Source organism: Halomonas stenophila (assembly GCF_014192275.1).
GTDB classification, from domain to species: Bacteria; Pseudomonadota; Gammaproteobacteria; order Pseudomonadales; family Halomonadaceae; genus Halomonas; species Halomonas stenophila.
Genome location: NZ_JACHXR010000004.1, coordinates 225,924 through 248,363, shown reverse-complemented (window position 1 = coordinate 248,363; position 22,440 = coordinate 225,924). Strand labels below are relative to the sequence as shown.

The following is a 22,440-nucleotide window of genomic DNA, read 5'->3' as shown; positions in this document are numbered from 1 at the left end:
GGCGCCCGGACCGCCAACCGGGAAGCCGGTCCCTCTTCCGGCCGGCTTCCACGACATGGGGTGTTCACCTTGTCCGAAACGCTTTTCCCCCTCATCGCACGACTCGGCCGCCTGGCCGGTCAGGGACGCCTCGGCCGCCTGCGCCGCGGCATCGAGAAGGAAGGGCTGCGCGTCGATGCCGCGGGGCGTATCGCCCAGACCCCGCATCCCGCCGAGCTGGGCTCCAAGCTGACGCATCCGCACATCACCACGGATTATTCCGAAGCGCTGCTCGAGTACATCACGCCGGTCTACTGCCGCCCGGAGGATGCCCTGGACTTCCTCGCCGACCTGCACCGCTTCAGCTATCGCCACCTGGGCGAGGAGCTGATCTGGCCGGCCAGCATGCCCGCCCGGCTCGACGGCAACGACAGCGTGCCGATCGCCGACTACGGGGGCTCCAACGTGGGGCGGATGAAGCACGTCTACCGGCGGGGCCTGGACGTGCGCTATGGTCGCATCATGCAGTCCATCGCCGGGGTGCACTACAACGTCTCGCTGCCCGACGACTTCTTCGCCCGGTTGCGCGAGCTCGACGGCGAGGGCGAGACCGCCATGCAGGACTATCGCTCCTCGCGCTACTTCGGGTTGATCCGCAACTTCCGCCGTCACAGCTGGCTGCTGCTCTACCTGTTCGGCGCCTCGCCGGCGGTGGATCGCAGCTTCCTGCCCGATGGTCGGGAGCCGGAAGGGCTGCGCCCCCATGGCCGGGACACCCTGGTGGCGCCCCATGCCACCAGCCTGCGGATGTCCGACCTGGGCTACCAGAACAAGGTGCAGTCGCAGCTCAAGATCTGCTTCAATTCGCTGTCGAACTACGTCAATACCCTGCGGCATGCCATCTCGACCCCCTGGCCCGACTACCAGGCCAGGGGCGTGCGGGACGGCGACACCTGGCACCAGCTCAACGCCAATATCCTGCAGATCGAGAACGAGTACTACAGCGATATCCGACCCAAGCGGGTGGCGCGTCACGACGAGACGCCGAGCCAGGCCCTGGAGGCGCGGGGCGTGGAGTACATCGAGGTGCGCTGCCTCGACCTCGACCCCTTCGATGCCCTGGGCATCGACGCCACCCAGAGCCGTTTCCTCGATACCTTCCTGATGTGGTGCCTGCTGGCGGAGAGCCCCTGGATCTCCGACGAGGAGTGCGAGCACCTGGACGACAACCGGCGCCTGGTGGTGTCCCGGGGCCGCGACCCCGAGCTGCGCCTGGACCATCACGGCCGCAAGCGGGGCATCGCCGACTGGGGCGGCGAGATCTTCGCCGAGCTCGAGGGCGTCGCCGGGCTGCTCGACCGCCAGGAGCAGGGCGCGCCCCACGCCGAGGCCATCGCCGCGCTGGCGCCACGCCTCGAGGATCCCGCGCTGACGCCCTCCGGCCGCCTGCTGGCCCGGCTGGAGGCGAGCGGCGAGGAGTTCGTCGAGGTGGTGCTGGACCTGGCCCGGACCCAGGCCGCCCGGCTTCGCGAGGAGCCCATCGACCGGGCCCGGGAGGCCCTGTTCGACCAGCTGGTGGAGACCTCCCACCAGCAGCAGGGCGACATGGAGGACGCCGACATCGACGGCTTCGGTGACTTCCTGGCCCATTACTTCGAGCAGGCCCGGGAATCCCGGGCCCTGTCGCCGCTGCGTGTGGGGGGACAGCCATGATCGAGGAGGTGCGTGACTGGAGCGTCCGGCGCTGGGGCCTGCTGGGCCTGGGCTTCGGCGTGCTGATGATGGCCGTGGCCCTGGGCCTCGAGCACCTGGCGGGCCTCGAGCCCTGTCCGTTGTGCATCTTCCAGCGCATGGCGGTGATCGCCGCCGGCCTGGTCTTCGCCGTGGCGGTCCTGCACGACCCCGGCGGCCGTGTCGGCGCGGCGCTCTACGGGCTGGTCTCGCTGCTCGCGGTGGGCACCGGCATCGGCCTGGCAGGGCGCCACCTGTGGCTGCAGTCGCTGCCGGCGGATCAGGTGCCGTCCTGCGGGCCCGGGCTCGACTACATGATGGAGATCCTGCCCCTGCAACAGGTGGTCGCCACGGTCCTGACCGGCTCCGGCGAGTGTGCCGAGGTCGGCGCGACCCTCCTGGGCCTGTCCCTGCCGGGCTGGACCCTGATCGGCTTCCTGGTGCTCGGCCTGGTGCCGCTGGGCCTGCTGGCCCGCGCCCTGCGGCGGCGTCGGGGCTATCGTTGGCCGGGGCTGACGGAGCGGGATTGACAGCGACCCCGCCAGGGAGGACGCTGAGGCTCCTGGCCGGGGCGTCGGGATGCCCGAGGCGGGGTTCAACGAGCGAGGGAGGCATCATGCTGGAAGACTGCAAGAGCGCACAGGAACGCTGGGGTGGCGTGCATCAGCTGATCGACCGCTGGCTCGACGAGCGCCGCGAGCTGCTGGTCCGGTTCATCGAGCTCAAGGAGGCCTGCGACGCCGACCTGGAGGCGGTGACCAAGGCCCGCATCGATGGCTTCAGCGAACTGCTGATGGACTACATCAGCGCCGGGCACTTCGAGGTCTACCCGCAGCTCAAGGCCGAGGCCGAGGCCTTCGAGGACGACGATGCCCTGACCCTCGCCGAGCGTCTGCTGGAACGCCTCGGCATGTCCACCGAGCTGGTGCTGGCCTTCGACGAGGACTATGCGAGCCCGGTCCGCTGCCAGCACTATCTCAAGCGGCTGCCGGCCTGGCTCGACCGCCTGGCCAAGGGGCTGACCGAGCGCTTCGCCCTGGAGGACCAGCTGATCGCCCGGCTGCATGCCGCCCATGCGCCCCAGCATCGGGCGCCCAGCGAGGCCTGAGCCGCCGTCGGGGCTATTGCAAAAAGCGGTATTGCTCGGGGCTGATCCGTCGACAAGCCTGCGAGGAGGCGCTATGAATACCTCCCTGTACCGACGCCCTGCGGCGCTCTCGCGTCCTGCTCCGCTTGCAGGGCCGGTGCTGGCCATCCCTGGCCAGCCCGTTCGGAGCAGTGCTCCTCACCCCTGGCGCAGGACCTCCTCTTCGGCTTGTCCCCGGCGCCCCTCGTCAGACCCAACTGCGATAGCCCTGGGCTAGTCGCAGGTCGAATTGAGTTTTGTGCACTGCAGGCATACCATTTCGTCGGTTCGACTCCCGGCCGCGGCGGGCATGCCGTCCGCCAGGCCCATCCTCACGGCGACAACCCGCGCGTTGAAAACCCAAGGAGCCACGATGAAAGACCCCGTCCGTATTGCCATTACCGGCGCCGCCGGCCAGATCAGCTACTCTCTGGCCTTCCGCATCGCCTCCGGCGACATGCTGGGCAAGGACCAGCCGGTCATCCTGCAGCTGCTCGAGATTCCGCCGGCCATGGACGCCCTCAACGGCGTGGTCATGGAGCTCAACGATTGTGCCTTCCCGCTGGTGCAGGACATCGTCGCCTCCGACGATCCCAACGTCGCCTTCAAGGACGCCGACTTCGCCCTGCTGGTCGGTGCCCGTCCGCGCGGTCCGGGCATGGAGCGCAAGGACCTGCTCGAGGCCAATGCCGCGATCTTCTCCGTGCAGGGCAAGGCGCTGAACGACAACGCCAGCCGCGACGTGCGCGTGCTGGTGGTCGGTAACCCGGCCAACACCAACGCCCTGATCGCTTCCTGCAACGCACCGGACCTGGATCCGGGCCAGTTCACTGCGATGATGCGCCTGGACCACAACCGCGCCAAGACCCAGCTGGCCCAGAAGACCGGCAAGCATGTCACCGACGTGGCGTCCATGATCGTCTGGGGCAACCACAGCGCGACCCAGTACCCGGACCTGGCCCACTGCAAGGTGGCCGGCCAGCCGGCCCTGGAGCTGGTCGAGCGCGACTGGTACGAGAACGATTTCATTCCCACCGTGCAGCAGCGCGGCGCCGCCATCATCAAGGCGCGCGGTGCCTCCTCCGCGGCCTCCGCGGCCTCCGCCGCCATCGACCATATGCGCGACTGGGCGCTGGGCACCGATGAGGTGGTGAGCATGGGGATTCCCGCCGATGGCAGCTACGGCGTCGAGCCGGGCATCATGTATTCCTATCCGGTGGTCTGCCAGAACGGCAAGTACGAGATCGTCCAGGGCCTGGAGGTCGACGACTTCAGCCGCGAGCGGATGAATGCCACCGAGACGGAGCTGCGCGAGGAGCGGGCCGCCGTGGAGCACCTGCTTGGGTAAGCTTGAAGCTTGAAGAACGGCGCTATGCGCCTGGAAGAAAAAACGGAAACCCCGCTCAGGTGACGCCTGGCGGGGTTTTCTTATGGCTTCCAGCCCGTAGGTCGGATAAGCGAGCCTGCGAGCGCATCCGGCGATGTCGGCGCTGGGGAATGATGGTGGATGCGCTGACGCTTATCCACCCTACGAGGCGTAGCCCGGATCAGTCCCGCAGGCTGATGATGCGCCAGCCGCGCTCCTCGGCGGCCTCGCGCAGCGTCGGGTCCGGGTCCACGGCCACCGGGTGGTCGACGAGCTCGAGCAGCGGCAGGTCGTTGTGGGAGTCGCTGTAGAACCAGGCGTCGGCGAGCGTCAGCTCGCGACCCGCGAGCCACTGCTCGAGGCGCGTGACCTTGCCTTCCCGGTAGCTGGGCACGCCGCTGACCCGGCCGGTGTAGCGGCCCTCGACCCTCTCCGGTTCCACGGCGATCAGCTCCTCCACCCCCAGGCGCTCGGCGATGGGGCCGGTGATGAAACGATTGGTGGCGGTGATGATCAGCAGGGTATCCCCCCGGGAGCGATGCCGGGCGATCAGCTCCTCGCCCCGGGGCAGGATGTTCGGCTCGATCTTGCTGGCCATGAACTGCTGGTGCCAGGCGGCCAGCTGTTCCGGCGAGTTCTCGGCCAGCGGCCTGAGCGCCACGGCCAGGAACTCGGCCATGTCGAGGGTGCCGGCCTCGTAGTCCGCCATGAAGCGGTCGTTGGCCGCCTTGTAGGCCACCGGATCCACGGCGCCCTGCTCGAGCAGGAACTCGCCCCAGGCATGGTCGCTGTCGATCGAGAGCAGGGTGTTGTCCAGGTCGAAGATGGCGAGGCTCACGGCATTCCTCTTGGTGATGGGAGTGTCATCGAAGCCGCGATTATGGCAGAAGCCCGCCATGGCTTCGAGCGTGGCGCCAATGGCGTATTGATACGTTTCACGGCCTTGTGGAAGAATGAATCCAATACTGGATTCATAAGGTGAAGTCCGTGATCGACGCTGACGGCTTTCGCCCCAATGTTGGCATCATCATCGCCAACGACCAGGGGCAGCTGCTTTGGGCGCGTCGGGTTGGGCAGAATGCGTGGCAGTTTCCCCAGGGAGGCATCAAGGCGAACGAGACACCGCAACAGGCACTGTTTCGCGAGTTGCACGAGGAAATCGGCCTGACGGCCGAGGACGTCGAGGTGCTTGCCTGTACCCGGGGCTGGTTGCGTTACCGCCTGCCGCGACGCATGGTACGAACACACTCCCGGCCGGTGTGTATCGGTCAGAAACAGAAATGGTTCCTGCTCAGGATCCGCTGTGGCGAGACCCGGATCTGCATGGATGGCGGTCCGGCCAAACCGGAGTTCGATGGCTGGCGCTGGGTCAGCTACTGGTACCCCCTCGGCCAGGTGGTGCCCTTCAAGCGCGAGGTCTATCGCCGCGCCTTGCGCGAACTGTCGCCGAGGGCGCAGCGCCTGGCCCTGGGGCATGGTTGACGCCCCGAGACGTGTCGGGGGATGACTCCTCCGACGACACCCTCAGCGAGGCTAACAATAATGGACAGCAAGACGCCGATGCTCGAGGTGTTGCGACGCATCATCCTGGAGGTCAACGGGGCCCGCAATCTGGACGCGGCCCTCTCGACCATGGTGCGCCGCATTCGCAAGGCCATGCGCACCGACGTATGTTCCTTCTACCTCTTCGACCCTGATCTCGATCAGCTGATGCTGATGGAGACCATCGGCCTGCGCACCCAGGCGGTCGGCCACGTGGCCCTGCCGGTGGGGGAGGGGCTGGTGGGGCTGGTGGCCCAGCGCGAGGAACCGATCAATCTCGAGAACGCCCAGTCGCATCCGCGCTTCCGCTACTTCGAGGCGACCGGCGAGGAACGCTACTCGAGCTTCCTGGGCGTGCCGATCATCCATCAGCGCCGCATGCTCGGCGTGCTGGTGGTCCAGCAGTCCGATAAGCGGCGCTACGACGAGTCCGACGAGGCCTTCCTGGTCACCATGGCCGCCCAGCTGGCCGGCGTGCTGGCCCATGCCCTGGCCACCGGCAACCTGACCCGGCCGACCCTGCCCGGTGGGCAGGCGACCTTCACCGGGGTGGCGGCCTCGCCGGGCATGGCCATCGGCGAGGCGGTGGTGATCGCGCCGCCGGCGGACCTGGACAGCGTGCCGGACCTGATTCCCACCGACGAGGACTACGAGGTCGCGCGCCTCAAGGAGGCCATCGGCCGGGTCCGCGACGAGATCCGCTCGGCCGGCGAGCGCCTGGCCAACCGCATCTCGGCCCAGGAGCTGGCGCTGTTCGATGTCTACCAGCAGATGCTGGGTGAGGCGGCGCTGTCCCAGGAGGTGGTCAAGCGCATCCGCGAGGGCCAGTGGGCCCCCGGGGCATTGGCCGACGTGGTGCGTCGCCACGTCCAGTACCTGGAACGGGTGGACGACAACTACCTGCGCGAGCGGGCCGCCGATATCCGCGATCTGGGCCGGCGCGTGCTGGCTCACCTACAGGAGGAGGCGTCGTCGCGGCCCAGCGTCTATCCGGAAAGCACCATCCTGGTGGGCGACGAGATCAGCGTGGCCACGCTCGGCGAGGTGCCCCGCGAGCGACTCGCCGGGCTCGTCTCGGTGCGTGGTTCCAGCACCTCCCATGTGGCCATCGTGGCCCGCGCCATGGGCATCCCCACCGTGCTGGGCATGGTCGACCTGCCGCTGCCCCGGCTCAACGGGTCGCGGGTGGTGCTGGACGGCCATCGCGGCCGGCTCTTCGTGCGCCCCGGGGAGGAGCTCGAGAGCCACTACCAGAGCCTGATCGACGAGGAGCGGGCGCTGGCCGAGGTTCTCGAGCACGAGCAGGACCTGCCCAGCCGCACCCCCGACGGCCACGACATGCCATTGATGGTCAATACCGGCCTGGCGGTGGAGGCGGTGGCCTCGCTCAAGTCGCGCATCGGCGGGGTGGGGCTCTACCGCACCGAAGTGCCCTTCATGATCACCGAGCGCTTCCCCGGCGAGCAGGAGCAGACCCGGCTGTATCGCGAGCAGCTGGAGGGCTTCGCGCCCCTGCCGGTGGTGATGCGGACCCTGGATATCGGCGGCGACAAGGATCTGCCCTATTTTCCCATCGAGGAGGCCAACCCCTTCCTCGGCTGGCGGGGCATTCGCGTGACCCTGGATCATCCCGAGGTGCTGATGGTGCAACTGCGGGCCATGCTGCGGGCCTCCCAGGGGCTCGACAACCTCCAGGTGCTGTGGCCCATGGTCACCAACGTCGACGAGGTCGACGACGCCCTGCGCCTGCTCGACCGGGCCATTCGCGAGCTGGGCGAGGACGGCATCGAGGTGTCGCGTCCGCGGGTGGGCGTGATGCTGGAGGTGCCGGCGACGCTCTACCAGCTGGAGGCCCTGTCGCAGCGGGTGGACTTCTTCTCGGTGGGCAGCAATGACCTCACCCAGTACCTGCTGGCGGTGGACCGCAACAATCCCCGGGTGTCGGAACTCTATGATGCCTGTCATCCCGCCGTGCTCTCGGCGATGGCGCGCCTCGCCCGCGAGGCGCGGGCGCTGGGAGTGCCGACCTCGGTGTGCGGTGAGCTGGCCGGCGACCCGGCGGGGGCGCTGCTGTTGATGGGCATGGGCTTCGATGCCCTGTCGATGAACGCGCCCAGCCTGCCCAAGGTGCGCGCGGCGATCCGCCGCGTCTCCCAGGCGGCGGCCCGGGAGCTGGTGGAGCAGACCCTGAAGCTCGACTCCCCGGCGGCGGTGGGCCGCCACCTCAAGGCCCGCATGGGGGAGTGGCAACTCCGTCACCTGATGCCGCCCAAGGACGACTGACTCGCGCGGGGTCAGGCCGGGGGCAGGGTGTCGAGCTCGATGACGTTCTCCCCGAGGCGGGTCCCCCCGGGGCCGAAGCGTCGCTCGCCGATCTCGAGGTGCCCGTCGGCCTGCCAGGTCAGCCAGCTGCTGGCCCGGGTGCCGTAGTCCTCGCCGAGGATGAAGGCGGCCGAGAGGCGACGCTCCAGGGCCAGGCCGACCCCGGTATCGGGCAGTTGGCGGTCATCGGCGGGGTGGGGGTCGGCGAGGCCGCGCAGGGCATCCTCGGGGAAGCGGCCGTGGTGCAGGCTGGCCGCCAGTCCCTGGCGGGCCAGGATCAGCTTCGGCCAGGGGGTGTCCAGGTCGGCGTTGGACAGGCCGTGCAGGCCGGCGGGCACCCGGCTCAGCACGATGCGGTCCCGCCCGCGGTGCAGGTGCCAGAGGCGCCGGCCATCCCCGGCGAGCAGGTTGAAGCCGGCGTAGTGTCGGGCCACGCCGTCGGCGAGGCGGGCCAGCCAGACCGGCAGGTCCGGGCACTGCAGGGCCTCGCGCACCAGCTCACCGCGACTCGGCGCCCCGCGCGGTACGCCCAGCCCGGGGTCGCGCACGTTGGTGACCGCGGCGAAGCGACCGCGGCGATGCACGGCCAGCCAGGTGCCGCCGGCCTCCAGGTCGCGGCCGCCGACGATCCCGGGGGCGTCGTCCCAGGGGGCCAGCGCCGCCGACGGGCGGGCATGGAACTCGTCACGGTTGGCGACCAGGCGCAGCGGGATGGCCTCGCCGGGCCGATGGTCGAAGGCGATCAGGCACATGGCCGCCAGCCTAGCCTGCCCCCGACCGCGAGGAAAGGCCCGCCATGACAGCGCCCCCTCCCGCGGCGTACACTCCGGGCTCATGATCGACCCGGCACAGGGATGACAATGCGCGTCGAGACCCCCAAGGAGCTTTCCTGGACGAGGCTGGTCCGGCCGATTCTCTGGCCGGTCCTCATGGCGCAGGCAGCGCTGGTCGCGCTGTGCCTGGCCATCGGCCTGAGCGGCTGGTGGCTGGTGCCGTCCCAGGCTTCCTGGAGCGCCACCTCCTGGCTGCTGCTGGCGTTGCTGGCGTTGCTGGTGGGCAGCGGCCTCAACGTGGCGGTGTTTCTCACCCTGCTGAGGCAGCGTCTGCGCGCCGGTGAGGATCGTGTCGAGGCCGCGCTGGGCCGCATGACGAATGCCCTGAACGCCGGGGAGGGCGATGCGCCGGCCGCGGCCGAACGCCTCGATCCCCAAGCCACGCTCGTCGAGCGGCTGGACGCCCTGGCCAGGCGCCTCGAGGGCCAGGTCGACCGCTGGCGCTGCGAGCTGGATGCCCGGCGCGGGGCCGAGCGTCGGCTCGCCGATGACCTCGTGGCCCAGCGGGGGCGCCTGGCACGCCTGACCACGGGGCGCGAGCGGGCCCGCGAGGAATCCCGGCTGAAGTCCGACTACCTGAACCATCTTCAGCAGGTGTTGACGCCGCTGATGGCCTCCGTCGGCGAGGTCCTGGCCAGCGACCTCTTCCGGCGCGATGCCAGCGAGGCCGAGCGGGCGGCGGTCCAGGGACTGCGCGAGCGCCTGGCCGATACCGCGTTGCTGCTCGAGAACCTCGTCGGGGCGCCGGCGTCCGACAGCGAGCCGGCCCGGGGACGGGTGCTGATCGTCGACGATGGCCCCGTGAACCTGATGCTCGCCCAACAGGTGCTGGAGCGCCAGGGACTGCAGGTGTCCACCGCCACCAGCGGGGCCGATGCCCTGACCCGCCTGGACAAGCAGGCCTACGACCTGGTGTTCATGGATATCTACATGGCCGACATGGATGGCGTGGAGACCTGCCGGACCTGGCGGGCCCGCGAGGCCGACCATGCGGATCGCCCGCGCAACGTGGTGGTGGCCCTCACCGCCAATGCCGGGGATGCCGACCGGCGTCGCTTTCGAGCGGCCGGCATGGACGACTACCTGGCCAAGCCCTATCGTCCCCAGGACCTGCTCGAGGTGGTGAAGCGCTGGCTGCCCGGTGTCCTCGGCACGGGGGAGCGGGCGTGAGCGGGGGAGCGCTGCTGCTCGGCTATCTGCTGCTGGGCGGGGTGGCCGGCACCCTGGCGGGGCTCTTCGGCATCGGCGGCGGGCTGGTCATCGTGCCGGCCCTGGTGATGGCCTTCGGCCTGCAGGGCGTGATCCCCGAGGTCAGCATGCACCTGGCCGTCGGGACCTCCCTGGCGACCATCGTCGTCACCGGGGCCTCCTCCGCCTGGGGGCACTATCGCCGAGGCAGCATCCATCGGGACTGGTTCCTGGCCCTGCTGCCGGGGCTGATGCTGGGCGCCATCGCCGGGGTCTTCGTCGCCGGCCGCCTCTCCGGCGGGCTGCTCGGCCTGCTGTTCGGGGGGTTCGTCCTGCTGGTCGCCGCCCGGATGGCGCTGGGGCGCGGCCCCCGGTCCGGTGACCTGCAGCCGGGGCGCGGCGTCATGGGGCTGGCCGGCGCGGTGATCGGCGGCGTCTCGGCGCTGTTCGGCATCGGCGGCGGCACCCTGAGCGTGCCCTGGCTGACCCGCTGCGGGGCCTCGATGACCCAGGCGGTGGGCACGTCCTCGGCCTGCGGCCTGCCCATCGCCCTGTTCGGCGCCCTGACCTTCATCGTCGTGGGCTGGGGCGAGCCGCGTCTGCCTTCGGGGGCGCTCGGCTACGTGATGTGGCCCGCCTTCCTGGGCATCGTGCTTGCCAGCGTGCCCTGCGCGCGCCTGGGGGTGCGCCTGGCCCACTGGCTACCGGCCCAGGTGCTGCGCCTGGCCTTCGCCGCCCTGCTGGCGGGGGTAGGGCTGACCTTCCTGATATGATCCGGGCTGCGGGATGCGGACCTGTTTCTTACCCCTTACCCCTTACGCCTGACCCTTCCAGCTTCGTTCGAGGATTCCATGCTGACCTATCCGACCATCGACCCCGTGGCCATCTCCCTCGGCCCCCTCCAGGTGCACTGGTACGGGCTGATGTACGTCATCGGCTTCATCGCCGCCTGGTTCCTGGGGCGTCGTCGTGCCCCGCGCATCGGCCTCGACGGCGACGATGTGGGCGACCTGATCTTCTATGCCGCCCTCGGGGTGGTGCTGGGGGGGCGCCTGGGCTATGCGCTGTTCTACGGCATGGAGCAGTGGCTGGCCGATCCGCTGTGGATCTTCCGGGTCTGGGACGGGGGCATGAGCTTCCATGGCGGCCTGGTCGGCGTGCTGCTGGCGGCGCTGTATTTCGCCCGCAAGAAGCGCCTGGCCTTCTTCACCCTCACCGACTTCGTCGCGCCGCTGGTGCCGATCGGCCTGGGCGCCGGGCGGATCGGCAACTTCATCAACCATGAGCTGCCCGGGCGGGTCACCGAGCTGCCCTGGGGAATGGTGTTTCCCGGCCTGGGGCCGGAGCCGCGCCATCCCTCGTCGCTCTACGAGGCCCTGCTCGAGGGCGTGGTGCTGTTCGTGGTGCTGTGGTGGGTCTCGTCCCGTCCGCGGCACCGGGGCCTTGTCTCGGGGCTCTTCCTGACCCTCTACGGCGTTTTCCGTTTCGCCGTGGAGTTCGTCCGCCGGCCGGACCCCCAGCTCGGCTTCATCGCCTTCGACTGGCTGACCATGGGCATGCTGCTGACGCTGCCGATGATCGCCGCCGGGCTGGCGCTGATCGCCTGGTCCCGCCGCCAGTCGGTCGATACCGAGCGCGCCGCCCCCTGACGGGCGGGCCGTGTTAGACTGGCGCGCCCACTCATCCGTGATCCAGGCTCAGCTCGACCATGCCCATCGACGAATCCCAGCCGGCGCTGGAGCAACCCTACCTCGACCTCATGCGCGCCGTGCTCGACCGCGGCGTGGAGCGCGATGACCGCACCGGTGTCGGCACCCGCTCGCTGTTCGGCCATCAGATGCGCTTCGATCTCTCCCGGGGGTTCCCGCTGGTCACCACCAAGAAGCTCCACCTGCGCTCGATCATCCACGAGCTGCTGTGGTTCCTGGCCGGTGACACCAACATCGCCTACCTCAAGCGCCATGGCGTGCGCATCTGGGACGAGTGGGCCGACGAGAACGGCGACCTGGGGCCGGTCTATGGCTACCAGTGGCGCAGCTGGCCGGCCCCCGGCGGCGGCCATGTGGACCAGATCGCCAAGCTGCTGGAGCAGCTGCGCACCAATCCCCGCTCGCGGCGGCTGATCGTCTCGGCCTGGAACCCGGCCCTGGTGGACGAGATGGCCCTGCCGCCCTGTCACTGCCTGTTCCAGTTCTACGTGGCCGAGGGGCGCCTGTCCTGCCAGCTCTACCAGCGCAGCGCCGACATCTTCCTCGGCGTGCCCTTCAATATCGCCAGCTACGCCCTGCTGACGCGGATGATCGCCCAGGTGGCCGGGCTCGAGCCCGGCGACTTCGTGCACACCCTCGGCGACGCGCATCTCTACCTGAACCACCTGGAGCAGGCCGAGGAGCAGCTGTCGCGCACGCCCCGCGCCGCGCCGCGGCTGGTGCTCGACCCGGCGGTCGAGGATCTCTTCGCCTTCCGGTTCGAGCACATCGCCATCGAGGGCTACGATCCCCATCCCCATATCAAGGCGGAGGTCGCCGTTTGACTGCAATGAGCGATGACACCCTGATCCCCGTGGCGATGATCGCGGCCATGTCCGCCAACCGCGTCATCGGCGTCGACAACCAGCTGCCCTGGTATCTGCCGGAGGACCTCAGGTTCTTCAAGCGCATGACCCAGGCCAAGCCCCTGGTCATGGGGCGCAAGACCTATCAATCCATCGGGCGGCCGCTCCCCGGTCGGCTCAATATCGTGGTGAGCCGCGATCCCGACTTCCGGCCCGAGGGGGTGCGGGTCTGCCACGACCTGGCCGCGGCGCTGACGCTGGCCGACCGGCAGGCGACCATCGACGGCGTCGACGAGATCATGGTGATGGGCGGCGGCGAGATCTATGCCCAGGCCCTGCCCCATGCCAGCCGTCTCTACCTCACCGAGGTGGCGGTCGAGATCGAGGGAGACGCGCACTTTCCCGAGCTCGACCGGGACGAATGGCAGGAGTGCCAGCGCGTCCCCGGCACGCCCGCCGAGGGCCAGCCGGCCTACGACTTCGTGCAGTATCGCCGGCGGGGTTTGCCAGACACCTCGTCGTGACACAGACTGACGATTGGTGGCGCGGCGCCAAGGGCTCCTCCCTGGCCGCCGCCGCCCCTTCGGCAAGGTGCACTTGGAGGATCAGGAGTTGATCGAGGAACGCCCATTTCGCCTGATGGCGGCGCTCGAGGGTCGCGCCGATGCCCTGCTGGGCGCGCTGCGTGATACCCGCGTGCAGCAGGACGCGCTGCGCACCCGTCTGGCCGAGCTGGAACAGCGCCGCGTGAGTCTCGAGGCGCGCAATGCGGAGCTGGCGGCCGAGGTGCGCGAGGAGGCGGCACAGCGCCAGGCCCTGGTGAGCCGGCTGGAAGCGCTCGAGCAGCGCCTGGTCGACGCGGAGGCCGCGCGACTCGAGCTGGAGGAAGAGAACCGCGAGCTCGACGAACAGAACCGCGAACTGGAAGACCACAATCACCGCCTGCAGGAACGCCTGGCCGGCGGCCAGCCGGCACCGGTCTTCCAGCGCCAGGGGCGCCAGGCCAGGGGACTCTCCGCGCTCATCGGCCATCATCGTGCCTCGCCGGCGGCGCCGCCCGACGCGCCCCAGGACACGGCCGATGCCCCGTCACCGTCCGCTGCCGCGCCCGTCGCATCGGCCACGGACGCCGGCGCCCCCGCGGCCACGCCCCACTCCGACCGGCCCATCGCGGAGGCAGCGGAGGCACCGTCTCCCCAGGCGCTGCTGGCGCAGTGGTATCGACGCCATGACGCCGCCTTCTTCAAGGGCCACACGCGGCCGCTCAAGGTCGGCATCCACGAGGACCTGGCCGCCCTGGAGCCCTGGCCGGAGAAGCTGGTGAGGCGTGCCCTGGCCTGTTACGTCAACCTGCCTCGCTACCTCAAGTCGGTCCGTGAAGGGGCCGAGCGCATCGATCTCGACGGCGCCCCGGCCGGCCGGGTCGATGCCGGCGCCGCCGAGCACGCCCACAAGAAGCTCGAGCGCCTCCAGGCCGACCGCCAGCCCAGAGGCAAGGCCGGCAAGCGCCGTGCCGCCAAGCCTCGTGCCCGCGCCGGCAAGGCGACCCCGCCCCCCGATGCCGCGTCCACGACCGCGGCGCGTCCCGACCCGTCCCCGTCGGCCCCCGCCGGCACCGATCCGGCCGTCGACGAGCCCGACGACCGCCGCCTGCAGCGCAAGCTGGGCGAGCTGATGGCCCGCCACAACGCCCGCTGAGGCGGGCGTCTGCCGAGCAGCGTTGAGGGCCGACAGCGGCTTTCAGCGTCTGCTGACTTGAAAGCGTCATATCAGCGGGGCATGATGAAGCCGCTCATCGCTACCATGCGTTCTGGTCCGTGGTGACCCAGGGGCTCGAGCCCCAACGGCGTGCCACATGCCGGGCCGGTAGCGGCGGTCGGTCCGCCGGGAGGGCGCCCTGACCGTCATCGCAGGGGAAATCGCCGCCATTGGGGAATGTGACGAAGGAAAACAGTGTTTTTTTCTTGTTGCGCTCCCGCGAATCACGGTATAGAGTTCCTCGTGCGAGCATTGGACTATAACAAGGCGTTGCCGTGGTCAGGCTCGCTGACTGCCACCTCCCGAGAGGGACAGGGCAGCAACGAGAACCGGCACCAAGACCGGCATGCCAACTGCACTGACTCACCAAAGAGCAGGCAGCAACGATCGAAACAGCAAGCTAGTCAAAAGGATTATCGCAATGAAAAAGACACTGTTAGCGACTGCCATCGCCGGTGCCATGGCTGCCTCCGGCGCCCAGGCCGCCACCGTCTACAACCAGGACGGCACCAAGCTCGACCTCTACGGCAACATCCAGATCGCCTACTACAACGTCGACACCGGCGCCGGCGACAATGACGACGCCGACGAGATTGCCGACAACGGTTCCACCTTCGGCTTCGCCGCCGAGCATGTCATCTACGACGGCCTGACCGGCTACCTGAAGCTCGAGTTCGACGACTTCAAGGCCGACGAGATGAAGGTTGCCGGCCGTGATTCCGGCGACCAGGCCTATGTCGGCCTGAAGGGCAACTTCGGTGACGCGCGCGTCGGTTCCTACGACCCGCTGATCGACGACTGGATCCAGGACCCGCTGACCAACAACGAGTTCTTCGACGCCACCGATTCCAACAGCTCCATCGAAGACTTCTACGGCACCGGCGACCGCGAAGGCGACAAGGTGACCTACACCTCGCCGTCCTTCGGCGGCCTGCAGTTCGCCGTCGGTACCCAGTACAAGGGTGAGGCGGAAGAGCAGAACGAAGCCGTCGAGAACGAGAGCCGTGCCTCCTTCTTCGGTGGTGCCAAGTACACCATCGGCGGCTTCTCCGTTGCCGCCGTCTACGACGACCTGGGCATCTACGACGCCACCGCCACCGCGACCGGCGAAGAGTTCGATGCCGGCGACCAGTACGGCATCACCGGCCAGTACACCTGGAACACCCTGCGCGTGGCCCTGAAGCTCGAGCGCTTCGAAGCCGAAGACGACGCCTTCGACGACGTCAACTTCTACGGCCTGGGCGCCCGCTACGGCTACGGCATGGGCGACATCTACGCCGCCTACCAGTACGTCGACGTGGGCGGTGAGGACTTCGGCACCACCTTCGAGGACGCCGGCCTGAGCGGCGACTTCCCGGCCGAAGCCGAGGACGAGGAAGACAGCTACAACGAGGTCATCGTCGGTGCCACCTACAACATCTCCGACGCCATGTACACCTGGGCCGAGCTGGCCTTCTACGATCGCAATGACGACGAAGGTGACGGCGGCGCCGTGGGTGTGACCTACCTGTTCTGAGCCCGAGCGCGGGTGTATCCTGCGACAAGGGTAGAACAACGAAAGCCGATCCCCCGGGATCGGCTTTTTTCATTGGGCGTGAACGAACGCAAGCGAGGTTCCATGAAACAGCCGATAGTGACGGCCGGCCTGCTGGCGCTGAGCCTGGCGGCCGCGCCGGTCGCCGCCGACAGCGTGATGGAGGAGCGATTCCGCGAGGAGGGGCGTCAGCTCGACCTGACCGGCTTCTTCCAGGCCGAGACCGATGCCCACAGCCGCCGCTTCCTGTTCGGCGGCGCCAACGCCCACGACTTCTCCGTGACCGAGGCCGGGACCTACCTCTTCGAGAGCGAGGTCACCGCCGGCTACTCCGAGGACTATCGCATCGCCGCCGTCCTCGAGGACGCCCAGGGGCGGGTGATCGCCCGCAGCGAGGCGCTGGGCCAGAACGGCGGCCTGGCGCTGCGCCAGCGCCTCGAGCCCGGTGACTATGTGCTGCGCGTGGAGGCACAGCGCTTCGGCACCCGCGGCAAGGCCGGGGATGGCTATTCCATCGACATCGTGGGCCTCGACGCGCGGGGACAGCGCCTGGCGGAGGGCGTCAGCGACGGCGAGGGCATCTTCTTCACCGGCGACAAGCGCGAGGGGGCTCGCTCGGTGTTCGTGAGGGGCGATGACGCCGTGGCCACCCTGGGCGGTTCGACGGAGACGGCCGCGGAGGCCGGCGATGCCGCGGCCACCGCGGCGGCATCGACCTCGGCCACCGCGGCGGCATCGACCTCGGCCGCCGCCGGAGCGTCGGCCGCAGCGACAGGTGCCGCGGCCTCCCAGGCAACGCGCGATCGGGCCGAGGACGAACAAGCGGCTCAGCTCGCCTCGCAACAGGGCTACGAGACCATCGTCACCGACGTGAAGATCCGCGCCCGGGGCGAGGTCCTGACCTTCGAGATGGCCGAGCAGGGTCGCGTGGCGATCACCACCTCCACCTATCCGACGGGCCACGAGGACACCTACCGCATCGCCCTCGAGGTGCTGGACGCCTCCGGCCGGGTCGTGGCCGAAGGCGCCGGTCAGGGCTTCGATGGCGACGTGGACCTCGAGACCACGCTGTCGCCGGGGCGCTACCGGATCCGCGTCCAGGGCCAGAAGTTCGGCTCGGCCCACTCCGGGGTCAACAACTACGAGCTGCGCGTCGAACGCAGCCGCTGACCGGCAAGCGCGGCACTCGGAAAAGCGGGGCCCGCCTGAGCGGGCCCCGCCGAGGGTCGTACCAGCAGTGCCGGCTTAGCTGGCCTGCTCTTCCTCCTCCAGCATCATCTGGATCAGCTCCTGAAGGTCCTGGACCTGCTGTTCCAGGGCCTGGACGCGATCCTCGTCGGCGGCCGCGTCGGCCTTCTGGTTGATCTCCTCCATGTGTTTCTCGATGGCTTCGGAGTCCATGGCATAAGCGGCTCCGCCCATCATCAGCATGGCCAGGAAGCCGGCGGTAAGGGTCTTGATGTTCATGAGGCACCTCTCGGTCGGTGGATGGAACTCGGAACCTCCGTCAGGTCTTGTTTGCTTAGTGCCTCCGCCACCGCATTCCTTACAGCTGGTTTAGCAGAGACGTATTCGAGGTATAGCAGAGACTCCTGCCGGCCGCTTCTGATCTTCGCCGACCGGGTGAGGTGCTATCCCTGCGTCCTGCAGGCATGGAGTCTCTCGCTGTCGCCCAGCCGACGAGGCTCGACCCGCGAGGTTCGACCCGCAAGGCTCTCGGCGAGCCCCTGGGGGCCAAACACCCTGGCCGACCGGCCGGAGCGGGGATCGAAGCCTCGGCCATGCTAGAATCAGCAAGGACTGATGGATTCATGGTAACCCCTGGCGCCAAGGTGACGCGTGCCCTTACCCCCCGCCATGTACATGAACAGGCTGCTTTCATTGAAGGGGCGGCTGCTGTCGGGACTGCTCATGACCTGGCTGGTGGTCCTGGCCCTGCTGCTCGCCTTCGGCTGGCAGTCGGGGACGTCGTTGCTCGAGGCGTCCAATCGGGCCCATCTGCGTTACGAGGCGCGCGTGATCGCCGATGAGCTGACGGATCAGGTCGAGACCCGTCTGAAGGGCCTGCAGCGACTGGCAGGTAGCCTCCAGGCACAGCAGCGGCAGGGGGCGTCTCGGCTCGGCGACGCGCTGCGGGGCAACGATGCCCTGCTGGAGTGGTTCGATGGCCTGCTGGTGGCCGATGCCGAGGGGGCCATCCAGGCCGCCTGGCCCCATCGCCGCCGGCTCCAGGGCGTCGAGATCGCCGACCGCGACTATTTCCGTAGCGTGCGGGCCTTCCGGCGTCCCCATGTCAGCGAGCCCATCCGGGGCAAGGCGAGTGGAGCGCCCCAGGTGCTGTTCGCGGTGCCGCGGCTGGACGAGGCAGGGCGCTTCCAGGGGCTCGTGGGCGGGATCGTCAGATTGGACAGCGGTCTCTTCGGGCGGCTGGATCGACTGCGACTGGGGCAGGAGGGGTTCGCGGCGGTGATCAGCGCCTCCGGCACCTTCCTCTCCCATCCCGATAGGAAGCACATCTTTACCGACGTGCCGGACGCGGCGTTCAACCCGCTGCTGGATCTGGCCCTCGACGGCTGGGAAGGGGAGGGCCAGGGGCCGTTGCTGTCTGGGGGTGATGCCTACCACGCCTACCGCCAGATCTGGCCTGCCGACTGGGTCGTTGGCGTCGCCTTGCCGCGTGACCAGGTGATGGCTCCCCTCCAGCGCTGGCTGGAGCGCCTGGGAGGGAAAGCCCTGCTGGTCGCGGCCCTGATGCTGCCGCTGACGAGCTGGCTGCTGTGGCTCGCGCTGCGCCCCCTCTTCCAGCTCGAGCGCCAGATCGCGGCCGTGGGGGAAGGCCGGCGCAGCCGGGTGGCGCTTTCCACCCGGATGCAGGAGCTTCGCCAGGTCGCCGATACCTTCAATCGCGTCGAGGTGGAGCGCGGCAAGGCCCTGGCACAGCTCAAGGATCGCCAGGCCTTCCTCGATGCCATCCTGGCCTCGTCGCCCGTGGGGATGTTCGTGACCGATACGGTAGGCAACATCGACTTCATGAATCCCGCCCTGGTCGAGCTGACCGGCCATGCCGAGGCCCAGCAGCGACAGCGCGAGTGGCTGGGACATATCCATTCCGATGACCGCCTGTCCGCCCTGGACCTGTGGCAGTACAGCATGGTGAGCGGTGAGGATTTCCTCCAGCAGTTCCGCTACTACCGCCAGGGCGGCGACCAGCTGTGGCTGGAGGTCCATGCCAGCCGGGTGGAGACCGATGGGGAGACCCTCGGCTTCGTGGGGACGGTGAAGGATATCACCGCGCGCCGCGAGGAAGAGGCCCTGCGCCAATGGGAGGCCGAGCATGATCCGTTGACCGGCCTGCTCAACCGTCGTGGCTTCGAACGCCGCCTCGAGGAGGCCCTGGCCGATTGTCGCAAGACCGGCACGTCCTCGGTGCTGATCCTCTTCGACCTGGATCACTTCAAGCCCATCAATGACCAGGGCGGGCATGCCCTGGGCGACGAGATGCTGCGCCGCATCGCCCGGGTGGTGGCCCGGGAAGTGCGGCAGAGTGACCATGTGGCCCGCCAGGGCGGCGACGAGTTCGCCGTCCTGCTGCCCAGCTGCACCCACGCCCAGGCGTCAAGGATCGCCGAGTCGCTGCGCGAGGCGGTGCGCGAGATCACCGTGAGTCATCGGGGGCAGGAATACCGGGTCACCTTGAGCCTCGGAGTGGCCAGCCTCGAGGAGACGGACCAGCGCATCGCCGAGGCGATCGGGCGCGCCGACGCCGCCAGCTATGCGGCAAAGCGCCAGGGACGGGACCGGGTGGTGATCCATCCGGCGCTGGCCTGAGGGGAAGATGGCGCCCTCTGCAGGATTCGAACCTGCGACCTGCCGCTTAGGAGGGGGGCGACAGGTAGATTCATGCCTTCCATCTGATTATCATGACGCCCCGTTGATTCTCGTCCAATCAATCGCTTAGGCGTATATCTCGTCCCTTTGTGTCCTATGAATTCCCGCCTTATACTGAGTCAATCTAGGGGACGAGCTAGGGGACAAATCATGACAGACAAGCCCATCACGACGATGGCCGAGGTGTCGGCCTTCACGCTCCCGGCAGGCCGCAAGAAGGCCCGCCGGTCAGTTCGGTCGAAGCATGGCGCTGGCCTGGCGCTGGAGGTTCGCGCCGACCGCGAGTCGAAGCTGTGGGTCTACCGATTCAGTCTCGGCGGGCGCCAGCGCGAAATGCGGCTAGGCACCTTCCAGCCCATGAGGCTGTCGGAAGCCCGCGATGCCCATGGAGAGGCTGCCAAGCTGGTAGAGAAGGGCATTGACCCGCGCAGACACCGCGCTGCCGAGAAGGCCCGCAATGAAGCCGCTTGGGTGATGTCTGATGCGTTCGAGCGATGGATCGCGTTCTATGAGCGGACCCCTGGCCGAGGAAAGCGACTGCCGACTGCAAAGACTGTCGCCCAGCACAAGCGACGCTGGCGCCTGCACCTGGCTCCACGGCTGAGCAGGATGTATGTTCGCGACGTGACCCGCCGCCTGGTCATTGAGGTGCTGGAGGACGTGGTAGCCAAAGCGCCCGTTGAGGGGCGTCATTGCCTTAACCTCATGCGCGGCCTGCTGGATTACGCCGAGGACCGCGACCACATAGACGAAAACCCGATTGCCAACCTAACGCCCGCGAAGATTGGTGCCAGCGCCGGGGAGCCCCGCAAGCGCCACCTTTCGATGCCAGAGCTACGAGAGCTGCTGCAAACGCTGGACGATGAGCGTAGCGGGCATGATGGGTTGGCCAGCACGGCAACGCTGTCGATACCCGTGGCCAATGCCATTCGACTACTGATCCTGACGGGCTGTCGCCGTGGCGAGGTGGCGGGCATGCGCTGGGACGAGATAGACGGCGCCACGTGGACGATACCAGGGGAGAGGGCGAAATCAGGGCGCAAACACGATGTACACCTTGCGCCGCTGGCGCTGACGATCCTGAAAGAGCAGCGGCAGTTATCCGCCGGGGATTGTGTGTTTGCTTCAGTGCGGGACGATAGCAAGCCGATACATCACGACAGTCTGTCAACAGCAATATCTAGACTGCAAGGGCGGGCGCGCCGAGAGCACGATACTACCGCGCCGCTTTATGGTCTACCCCCTTTTACCGTCCACGATTTGCGCCGAACCTTCGCCACGCAACTAACCGAACTTCTACTAGTCGACCCGCTGCTGGTCGAAATGATGCTCGCCCATGCGCCACCCAAACTGATGGCGAACTATAACCGAGCAAAACGCTGGAAGGCTCAAGTTGATGCGTGGAATCGCTGGGCGCAGATGGTCAGCGGTGTGCAGGCCGTCGAGCACAGGGATAATGTTGTGGTGCTTCGGGGGTGATTCCGCACAAGCATACCCGGCGCCTACGGGCGCTTTTTTTTATCAAGTTTTGCCCGCTATATACCCCTAAATTCTCTCTGGGGCGGACTGAGAGCCAGTAATCACGCGGGTTCCGGGGTGATGCCGAATCGCCCCACGGATTCCCACAGGTTGCCCACAGGCTGCCCACAAGCCACCCATTTGGCTAACTCCTACAATGTCCCGCATGATACCAATCAGGACATTCTAGGACGCAAAGAAAACCCCGGCCTGGGGTGTCCCAAACCGGGGGCAAGGTTGGCTGATAGCCATAGTTAGCGCCTGGATTCTCTACCCAAGAGCCCGTTAGAGGCCAATAGAGATCCACTATCAGTCTTCCGACCCCTAATCAAGCTATTGATTAGAGAGGCGTTTATGTATAACGCACCCGCGTATCTGAAAGACACGCAAGCATGTTCCCGCTACGGGGTCAGCCGATCCACATGGTGGCGCTGGCTCGCCGAAAGGCGCATTCCCCAGCCCGTCAAGATTGGTCCCCGTGCCACCCGTTGGCGCATGGCTGACCTTGAGTTATGGGAAGCCGATCAGACTATGGAGGGCGCGCAATGAGCACCGCAATCAAACCCGGGTGGTTCAACGCCAGCCTGCTTGCCGAAATTCATGGCAAGGACGCCGCTAAATTCATGAAGCTGCCAGAGGTTCGCGCATTCCTCGCGCTCGGGAGCGGATACACAGACACAGGGTTCGAGGATATTGCGGACCGGCGCGGCGGAGACATCATCCTTAGAACCGGCATCATGTACGTTCCGTTCGTCAATTACTTAGAGTATGGCGACGCCCGTGAATTGCTGGAATGGCTGGCTGATGGGCTGGAAGAGGCGTGTTCCGATGCGAGCATGGAAAATGACACTGGAATCTTTAGCGCCACATCCATCATTGAGGAATACCGAAAACTTGTGGCCGAGCTGAAGCGCAAGGGCTCAACGTCGAGTAGCCTGTAACACCTCATGCTTTTACACAGCCCCGCCAAAGTGCGGGGCTTACTTGTTTGCAATGCTATCGAAGTTCCGGCATAATATAAGCAGGCACGAAAAACCCGGCTAAACTGCGCCAACAGTCTAACCGGGTCGTGCGATTCAGGCTCCGAGGTTGCGGACGCCG

At 67.8% G+C, this 22,440-nt stretch carries 21 protein-coding genes; 18 read left to right on the top strand and 3 right to left on the bottom strand.

What is annotated here, in order from left to right:
* Window positions 1–60 precede the first annotated feature (60 nt).
* The 4 genes from gshA to FHR97_RS09595 all read left to right on the top strand — a co-directional run bounded on the left by gshA (window position 61) and on the right by FHR97_RS09595 (window position 4,184).
* Complete coding sequence (gene gshA / locus FHR97_RS09610; RefSeq protein ID WP_183383573.1) at window positions 61–1,692, top strand: glutamate--cysteine ligase; 1,632 nt, start codon at window positions 61–63, stop codon at window positions 1,690–1,692.
* Window positions 1,689–2,240 carry a disulfide bond formation protein B gene (locus FHR97_RS09605; protein ID WP_183383572.1) on the top strand — a complete coding sequence of 184 codons (552 nt, stop codon included), beginning with the start codon at window positions 1,689–1,691 and terminating at the stop codon, window positions 2,238–2,240. The genes gshA and FHR97_RS09605 overlap by 4 nt, the downstream gene beginning before the upstream one ends.
* A gap of 86 nt (window positions 2,241–2,326) precedes the next feature.
* The gene (gene rsd, locus FHR97_RS09600; RefSeq protein WP_183383571.1) at window positions 2,327–2,818 is read left to right on the top strand and encodes a sigma D regulator; all 492 of its coding nucleotides are present in this window, start codon (window positions 2,327–2,329) and stop codon (window positions 2,816–2,818) included.
* Between the two features lie 391 nt (window positions 2,819–3,209).
* Window positions 3,210–4,184, top strand: coding sequence for a malate dehydrogenase (locus tag FHR97_RS09595; protein WP_183383570.1), 975 nt, complete (start codon window positions 3,210–3,212; stop codon window positions 4,182–4,184).
* Between the two features lie 199 nt (window positions 4,185–4,383).
* On the opposite strand, the gene FHR97_RS09590 is transcribed toward FHR97_RS09595, so the two are convergent.
* Complete coding sequence (locus FHR97_RS09590; RefSeq protein ID WP_183383569.1) at window positions 4,384–5,040, bottom strand: histidinol-phosphatase; 657 nt, start codon at window positions 5,038–5,040, stop codon at window positions 4,384–4,386.
* 149 nt (window positions 5,041–5,189) lie between these two features.
* Between FHR97_RS09590 and FHR97_RS09585 the strand changes: the two genes are divergently transcribed.
* Both FHR97_RS09585 and ptsP read left to right on the top strand, forming a co-directional pair.
* Window positions 5,190–5,684 (top strand): RNA pyrophosphohydrolase, encoded by a 495-nt coding sequence (locus FHR97_RS09585; protein WP_126480377.1) that lies wholly within the window; start codon window positions 5,190–5,192, stop codon window positions 5,682–5,684.
* A 78-nt stretch (window positions 5,685–5,762) separates the two neighbouring features.
* Window positions 5,763–8,027: a phosphoenolpyruvate--protein phosphotransferase gene (ptsP, locus tag FHR97_RS09580; protein WP_183383685.1), complete on the top strand. Its 2,265-nt coding sequence runs from the start codon at window positions 5,763–5,765 to the stop codon at window positions 8,025–8,027.
* A gap of 11 nt (window positions 8,028–8,038) precedes the next feature.
* Here the strand turns inward: ptsP and FHR97_RS09575 are convergent, their stop codons facing one another.
* Window positions 8,039–8,818 carry an NRDE family protein gene (locus FHR97_RS09575; protein ID WP_183383568.1) on the bottom strand — a complete coding sequence of 260 codons (780 nt, stop codon included), beginning with the start codon at window positions 8,816–8,818 and terminating at the stop codon, window positions 8,039–8,041.
* Window positions 8,819–8,926: 108 nt separating this feature from the next.
* On the opposite strand from FHR97_RS09575, the gene FHR97_RS09570 reads away from it, so the two are divergent.
* The 8 genes from FHR97_RS09570 (at window position 8,927) to FHR97_RS09535 (ending at window position 17,103) form a co-directional block, all read left to right on the top strand.
* Window positions 8,927–10,069, top strand: coding sequence for a response regulator (locus FHR97_RS09570; RefSeq protein ID WP_221187749.1), 1,143 nt, complete (start codon window positions 8,927–8,929; stop codon window positions 10,067–10,069).
* Window positions 10,066–10,860, top strand: coding sequence for a TSUP family transporter (locus FHR97_RS09565; protein WP_183383566.1), 795 nt, complete (start codon window positions 10,066–10,068; stop codon window positions 10,858–10,860). The genes FHR97_RS09570 and FHR97_RS09565 overlap by 4 nt, the downstream gene beginning before the upstream one ends.
* A 78-nt stretch (window positions 10,861–10,938) precedes the next feature.
* Complete coding sequence (gene lgt, locus FHR97_RS09560) at window positions 10,939–11,736, top strand: prolipoprotein diacylglyceryl transferase (protein ID WP_183383565.1); 798 nt, start codon at window positions 10,939–10,941, stop codon at window positions 11,734–11,736.
* A 59-nt stretch (window positions 11,737–11,795) separates the two neighbouring features.
* Window positions 11,796–12,620: a thymidylate synthase gene (locus FHR97_RS09555; RefSeq protein WP_183383564.1), complete on the top strand. Its 825-nt coding sequence runs from the start codon at window positions 11,796–11,798 to the stop codon at window positions 12,618–12,620.
* 5 nt (window positions 12,621–12,625) lie between these two features.
* Window positions 12,626–13,165 (top strand): dihydrofolate reductase, encoded by a 540-nt coding sequence (locus FHR97_RS09550; protein WP_183383684.1) that lies wholly within the window; start codon window positions 12,626–12,628, stop codon window positions 13,163–13,165.
* Window positions 13,166–13,253: 88 nt separating this feature from the next.
* Window positions 13,254–14,339: a ProQ/FINO family protein gene (locus FHR97_RS09545; protein WP_246403888.1), complete on the top strand. Its 1,086-nt coding sequence runs from the start codon at window positions 13,254–13,256 to the stop codon at window positions 14,337–14,339.
* A 481-nt stretch (window positions 14,340–14,820) separates the two neighbouring features.
* Window positions 14,821–15,915 carry a porin gene (locus FHR97_RS09540; protein WP_183383563.1) on the top strand — a complete coding sequence of 365 codons (1,095 nt, stop codon included), beginning with the start codon at window positions 14,821–14,823 and terminating at the stop codon, window positions 15,913–15,915.
* A gap of 102 nt (window positions 15,916–16,017) precedes the next feature.
* Window positions 16,018–17,103, top strand: a complete 1,086-nt coding sequence (locus FHR97_RS09535) for a hypothetical protein (protein ID WP_183383562.1) — start codon at window positions 16,018–16,020, stop codon at window positions 17,101–17,103.
* Between the two features lie 75 nt (window positions 17,104–17,178).
* Here the strand turns inward: FHR97_RS09535 and FHR97_RS09530 are convergent, their stop codons facing one another.
* Window positions 17,179–17,400 carry a hypothetical protein gene (locus FHR97_RS09530; RefSeq protein WP_183383561.1) on the bottom strand — a complete coding sequence of 74 codons (222 nt, stop codon included), beginning with the start codon at window positions 17,398–17,400 and terminating at the stop codon, window positions 17,179–17,181.
* 372 nt (window positions 17,401–17,772) lie between these two features.
* Here FHR97_RS09530 and FHR97_RS09525 point away from each other — a divergent pair, with 372 nt between their 5' ends.
* From FHR97_RS09525 to FHR97_RS09510, 4 genes are all read left to right on the top strand, one after another.
* The gene (locus tag FHR97_RS09525; protein ID WP_343065580.1) at window positions 17,773–19,761 is read left to right on the top strand and encodes a sensor domain-containing diguanylate cyclase; all 1,989 of its coding nucleotides are present in this window, start codon (window positions 17,773–17,775) and stop codon (window positions 19,759–19,761) included.
* Window positions 19,762–19,971: 210 nt separating this feature from the next.
* Window positions 19,972–21,300, top strand: coding sequence for a tyrosine-type recombinase/integrase (locus FHR97_RS09520; RefSeq protein ID WP_183383560.1), 1,329 nt, complete (start codon window positions 19,972–19,974; stop codon window positions 21,298–21,300).
* Between the two features lie 393 nt (window positions 21,301–21,693).
* On the top strand, window positions 21,694–21,888 hold the full coding sequence (locus FHR97_RS20685; protein WP_183383559.1) for a helix-turn-helix transcriptional regulator: 195 nt from the start codon (window positions 21,694–21,696) through the stop codon (window positions 21,886–21,888).
* Window positions 21,885–22,280, top strand: coding sequence for a hypothetical protein (locus tag FHR97_RS09510; RefSeq protein WP_183383558.1), 396 nt, complete (start codon window positions 21,885–21,887; stop codon window positions 22,278–22,280). Before FHR97_RS20685 ends, FHR97_RS09510 begins: the two co-directional genes overlap by 4 nt.
* The last annotated feature ends 160 nt before the right edge of the window (window positions 22,281–22,440 follow it).

What these genes read in the sequence shown, in the direction of transcription:
- FHR97_RS09605 (WP_183383572.1), top strand. Translation starts at nt 1,689, where the DNA reads ATGATCGAGGAGGTGCGTGACTGGAGCGTCCGGCGCTGGGGCCTGCTG.
- rsd (WP_183383571.1), top strand. Translation starts at nt 2,327, where the DNA reads ATGCTGGAAGACTGCAAGAGCGCACAGGAACGCTGGGGTGGCGTGCAT.
- FHR97_RS09595 (WP_183383570.1), top strand. Translation starts at nt 3,210, where the DNA reads ATGAAAGACCCCGTCCGTATTGCCATTACCGGCGCCGCCGGCCAGATC.
- ptsP (WP_183383685.1), top strand. Translation starts at nt 5,763, where the DNA reads ATGCTCGAGGTGTTGCGACGCATCATCCTGGAGGTCAACGGGGCCCGC.
- FHR97_RS09575 (WP_183383568.1), bottom strand. Translation starts at nt 8,818, where the DNA reads ATGTGCCTGATCGCCTTCGACCATCGGCCCGGCGAGGCCATCCCGCTG.
- FHR97_RS09570 (WP_221187749.1), top strand. Translation starts at nt 8,927, where the DNA reads ATGCGCGTCGAGACCCCCAAGGAGCTTTCCTGGACGAGGCTGGTCCGG.
- lgt (WP_183383565.1), top strand. Translation starts at nt 10,939, where the DNA reads ATGCTGACCTATCCGACCATCGACCCCGTGGCCATCTCCCTCGGCCCC.
- FHR97_RS09555 (WP_183383564.1), top strand. Translation starts at nt 11,796, where the DNA reads ATGCCCATCGACGAATCCCAGCCGGCGCTGGAGCAACCCTACCTCGAC.
- FHR97_RS09550 (WP_183383684.1), top strand. Translation starts at nt 12,626, where the DNA reads ATGAGCGATGACACCCTGATCCCCGTGGCGATGATCGCGGCCATGTCC.
- FHR97_RS09540 (WP_183383563.1), top strand. Translation starts at nt 14,821, where the DNA reads ATGAAAAAGACACTGTTAGCGACTGCCATCGCCGGTGCCATGGCTGCC.
- FHR97_RS09535 (WP_183383562.1), top strand. Translation starts at nt 16,018, where the DNA reads ATGAAACAGCCGATAGTGACGGCCGGCCTGCTGGCGCTGAGCCTGGCG.
- FHR97_RS09530 (WP_183383561.1), bottom strand. Translation starts at nt 17,400, where the DNA reads ATGAACATCAAGACCCTTACCGCCGGCTTCCTGGCCATGCTGATGATG.
- FHR97_RS09520 (WP_183383560.1), top strand. Translation starts at nt 19,972, where the DNA reads ATGACAGACAAGCCCATCACGACGATGGCCGAGGTGTCGGCCTTCACG.
- FHR97_RS20685 (WP_183383559.1), top strand. Translation starts at nt 21,694, where the DNA reads ATGTATAACGCACCCGCGTATCTGAAAGACACGCAAGCATGTTCCCGC.
- FHR97_RS09510 (WP_183383558.1), top strand. Translation starts at nt 21,885, where the DNA reads ATGAGCACCGCAATCAAACCCGGGTGGTTCAACGCCAGCCTGCTTGCC.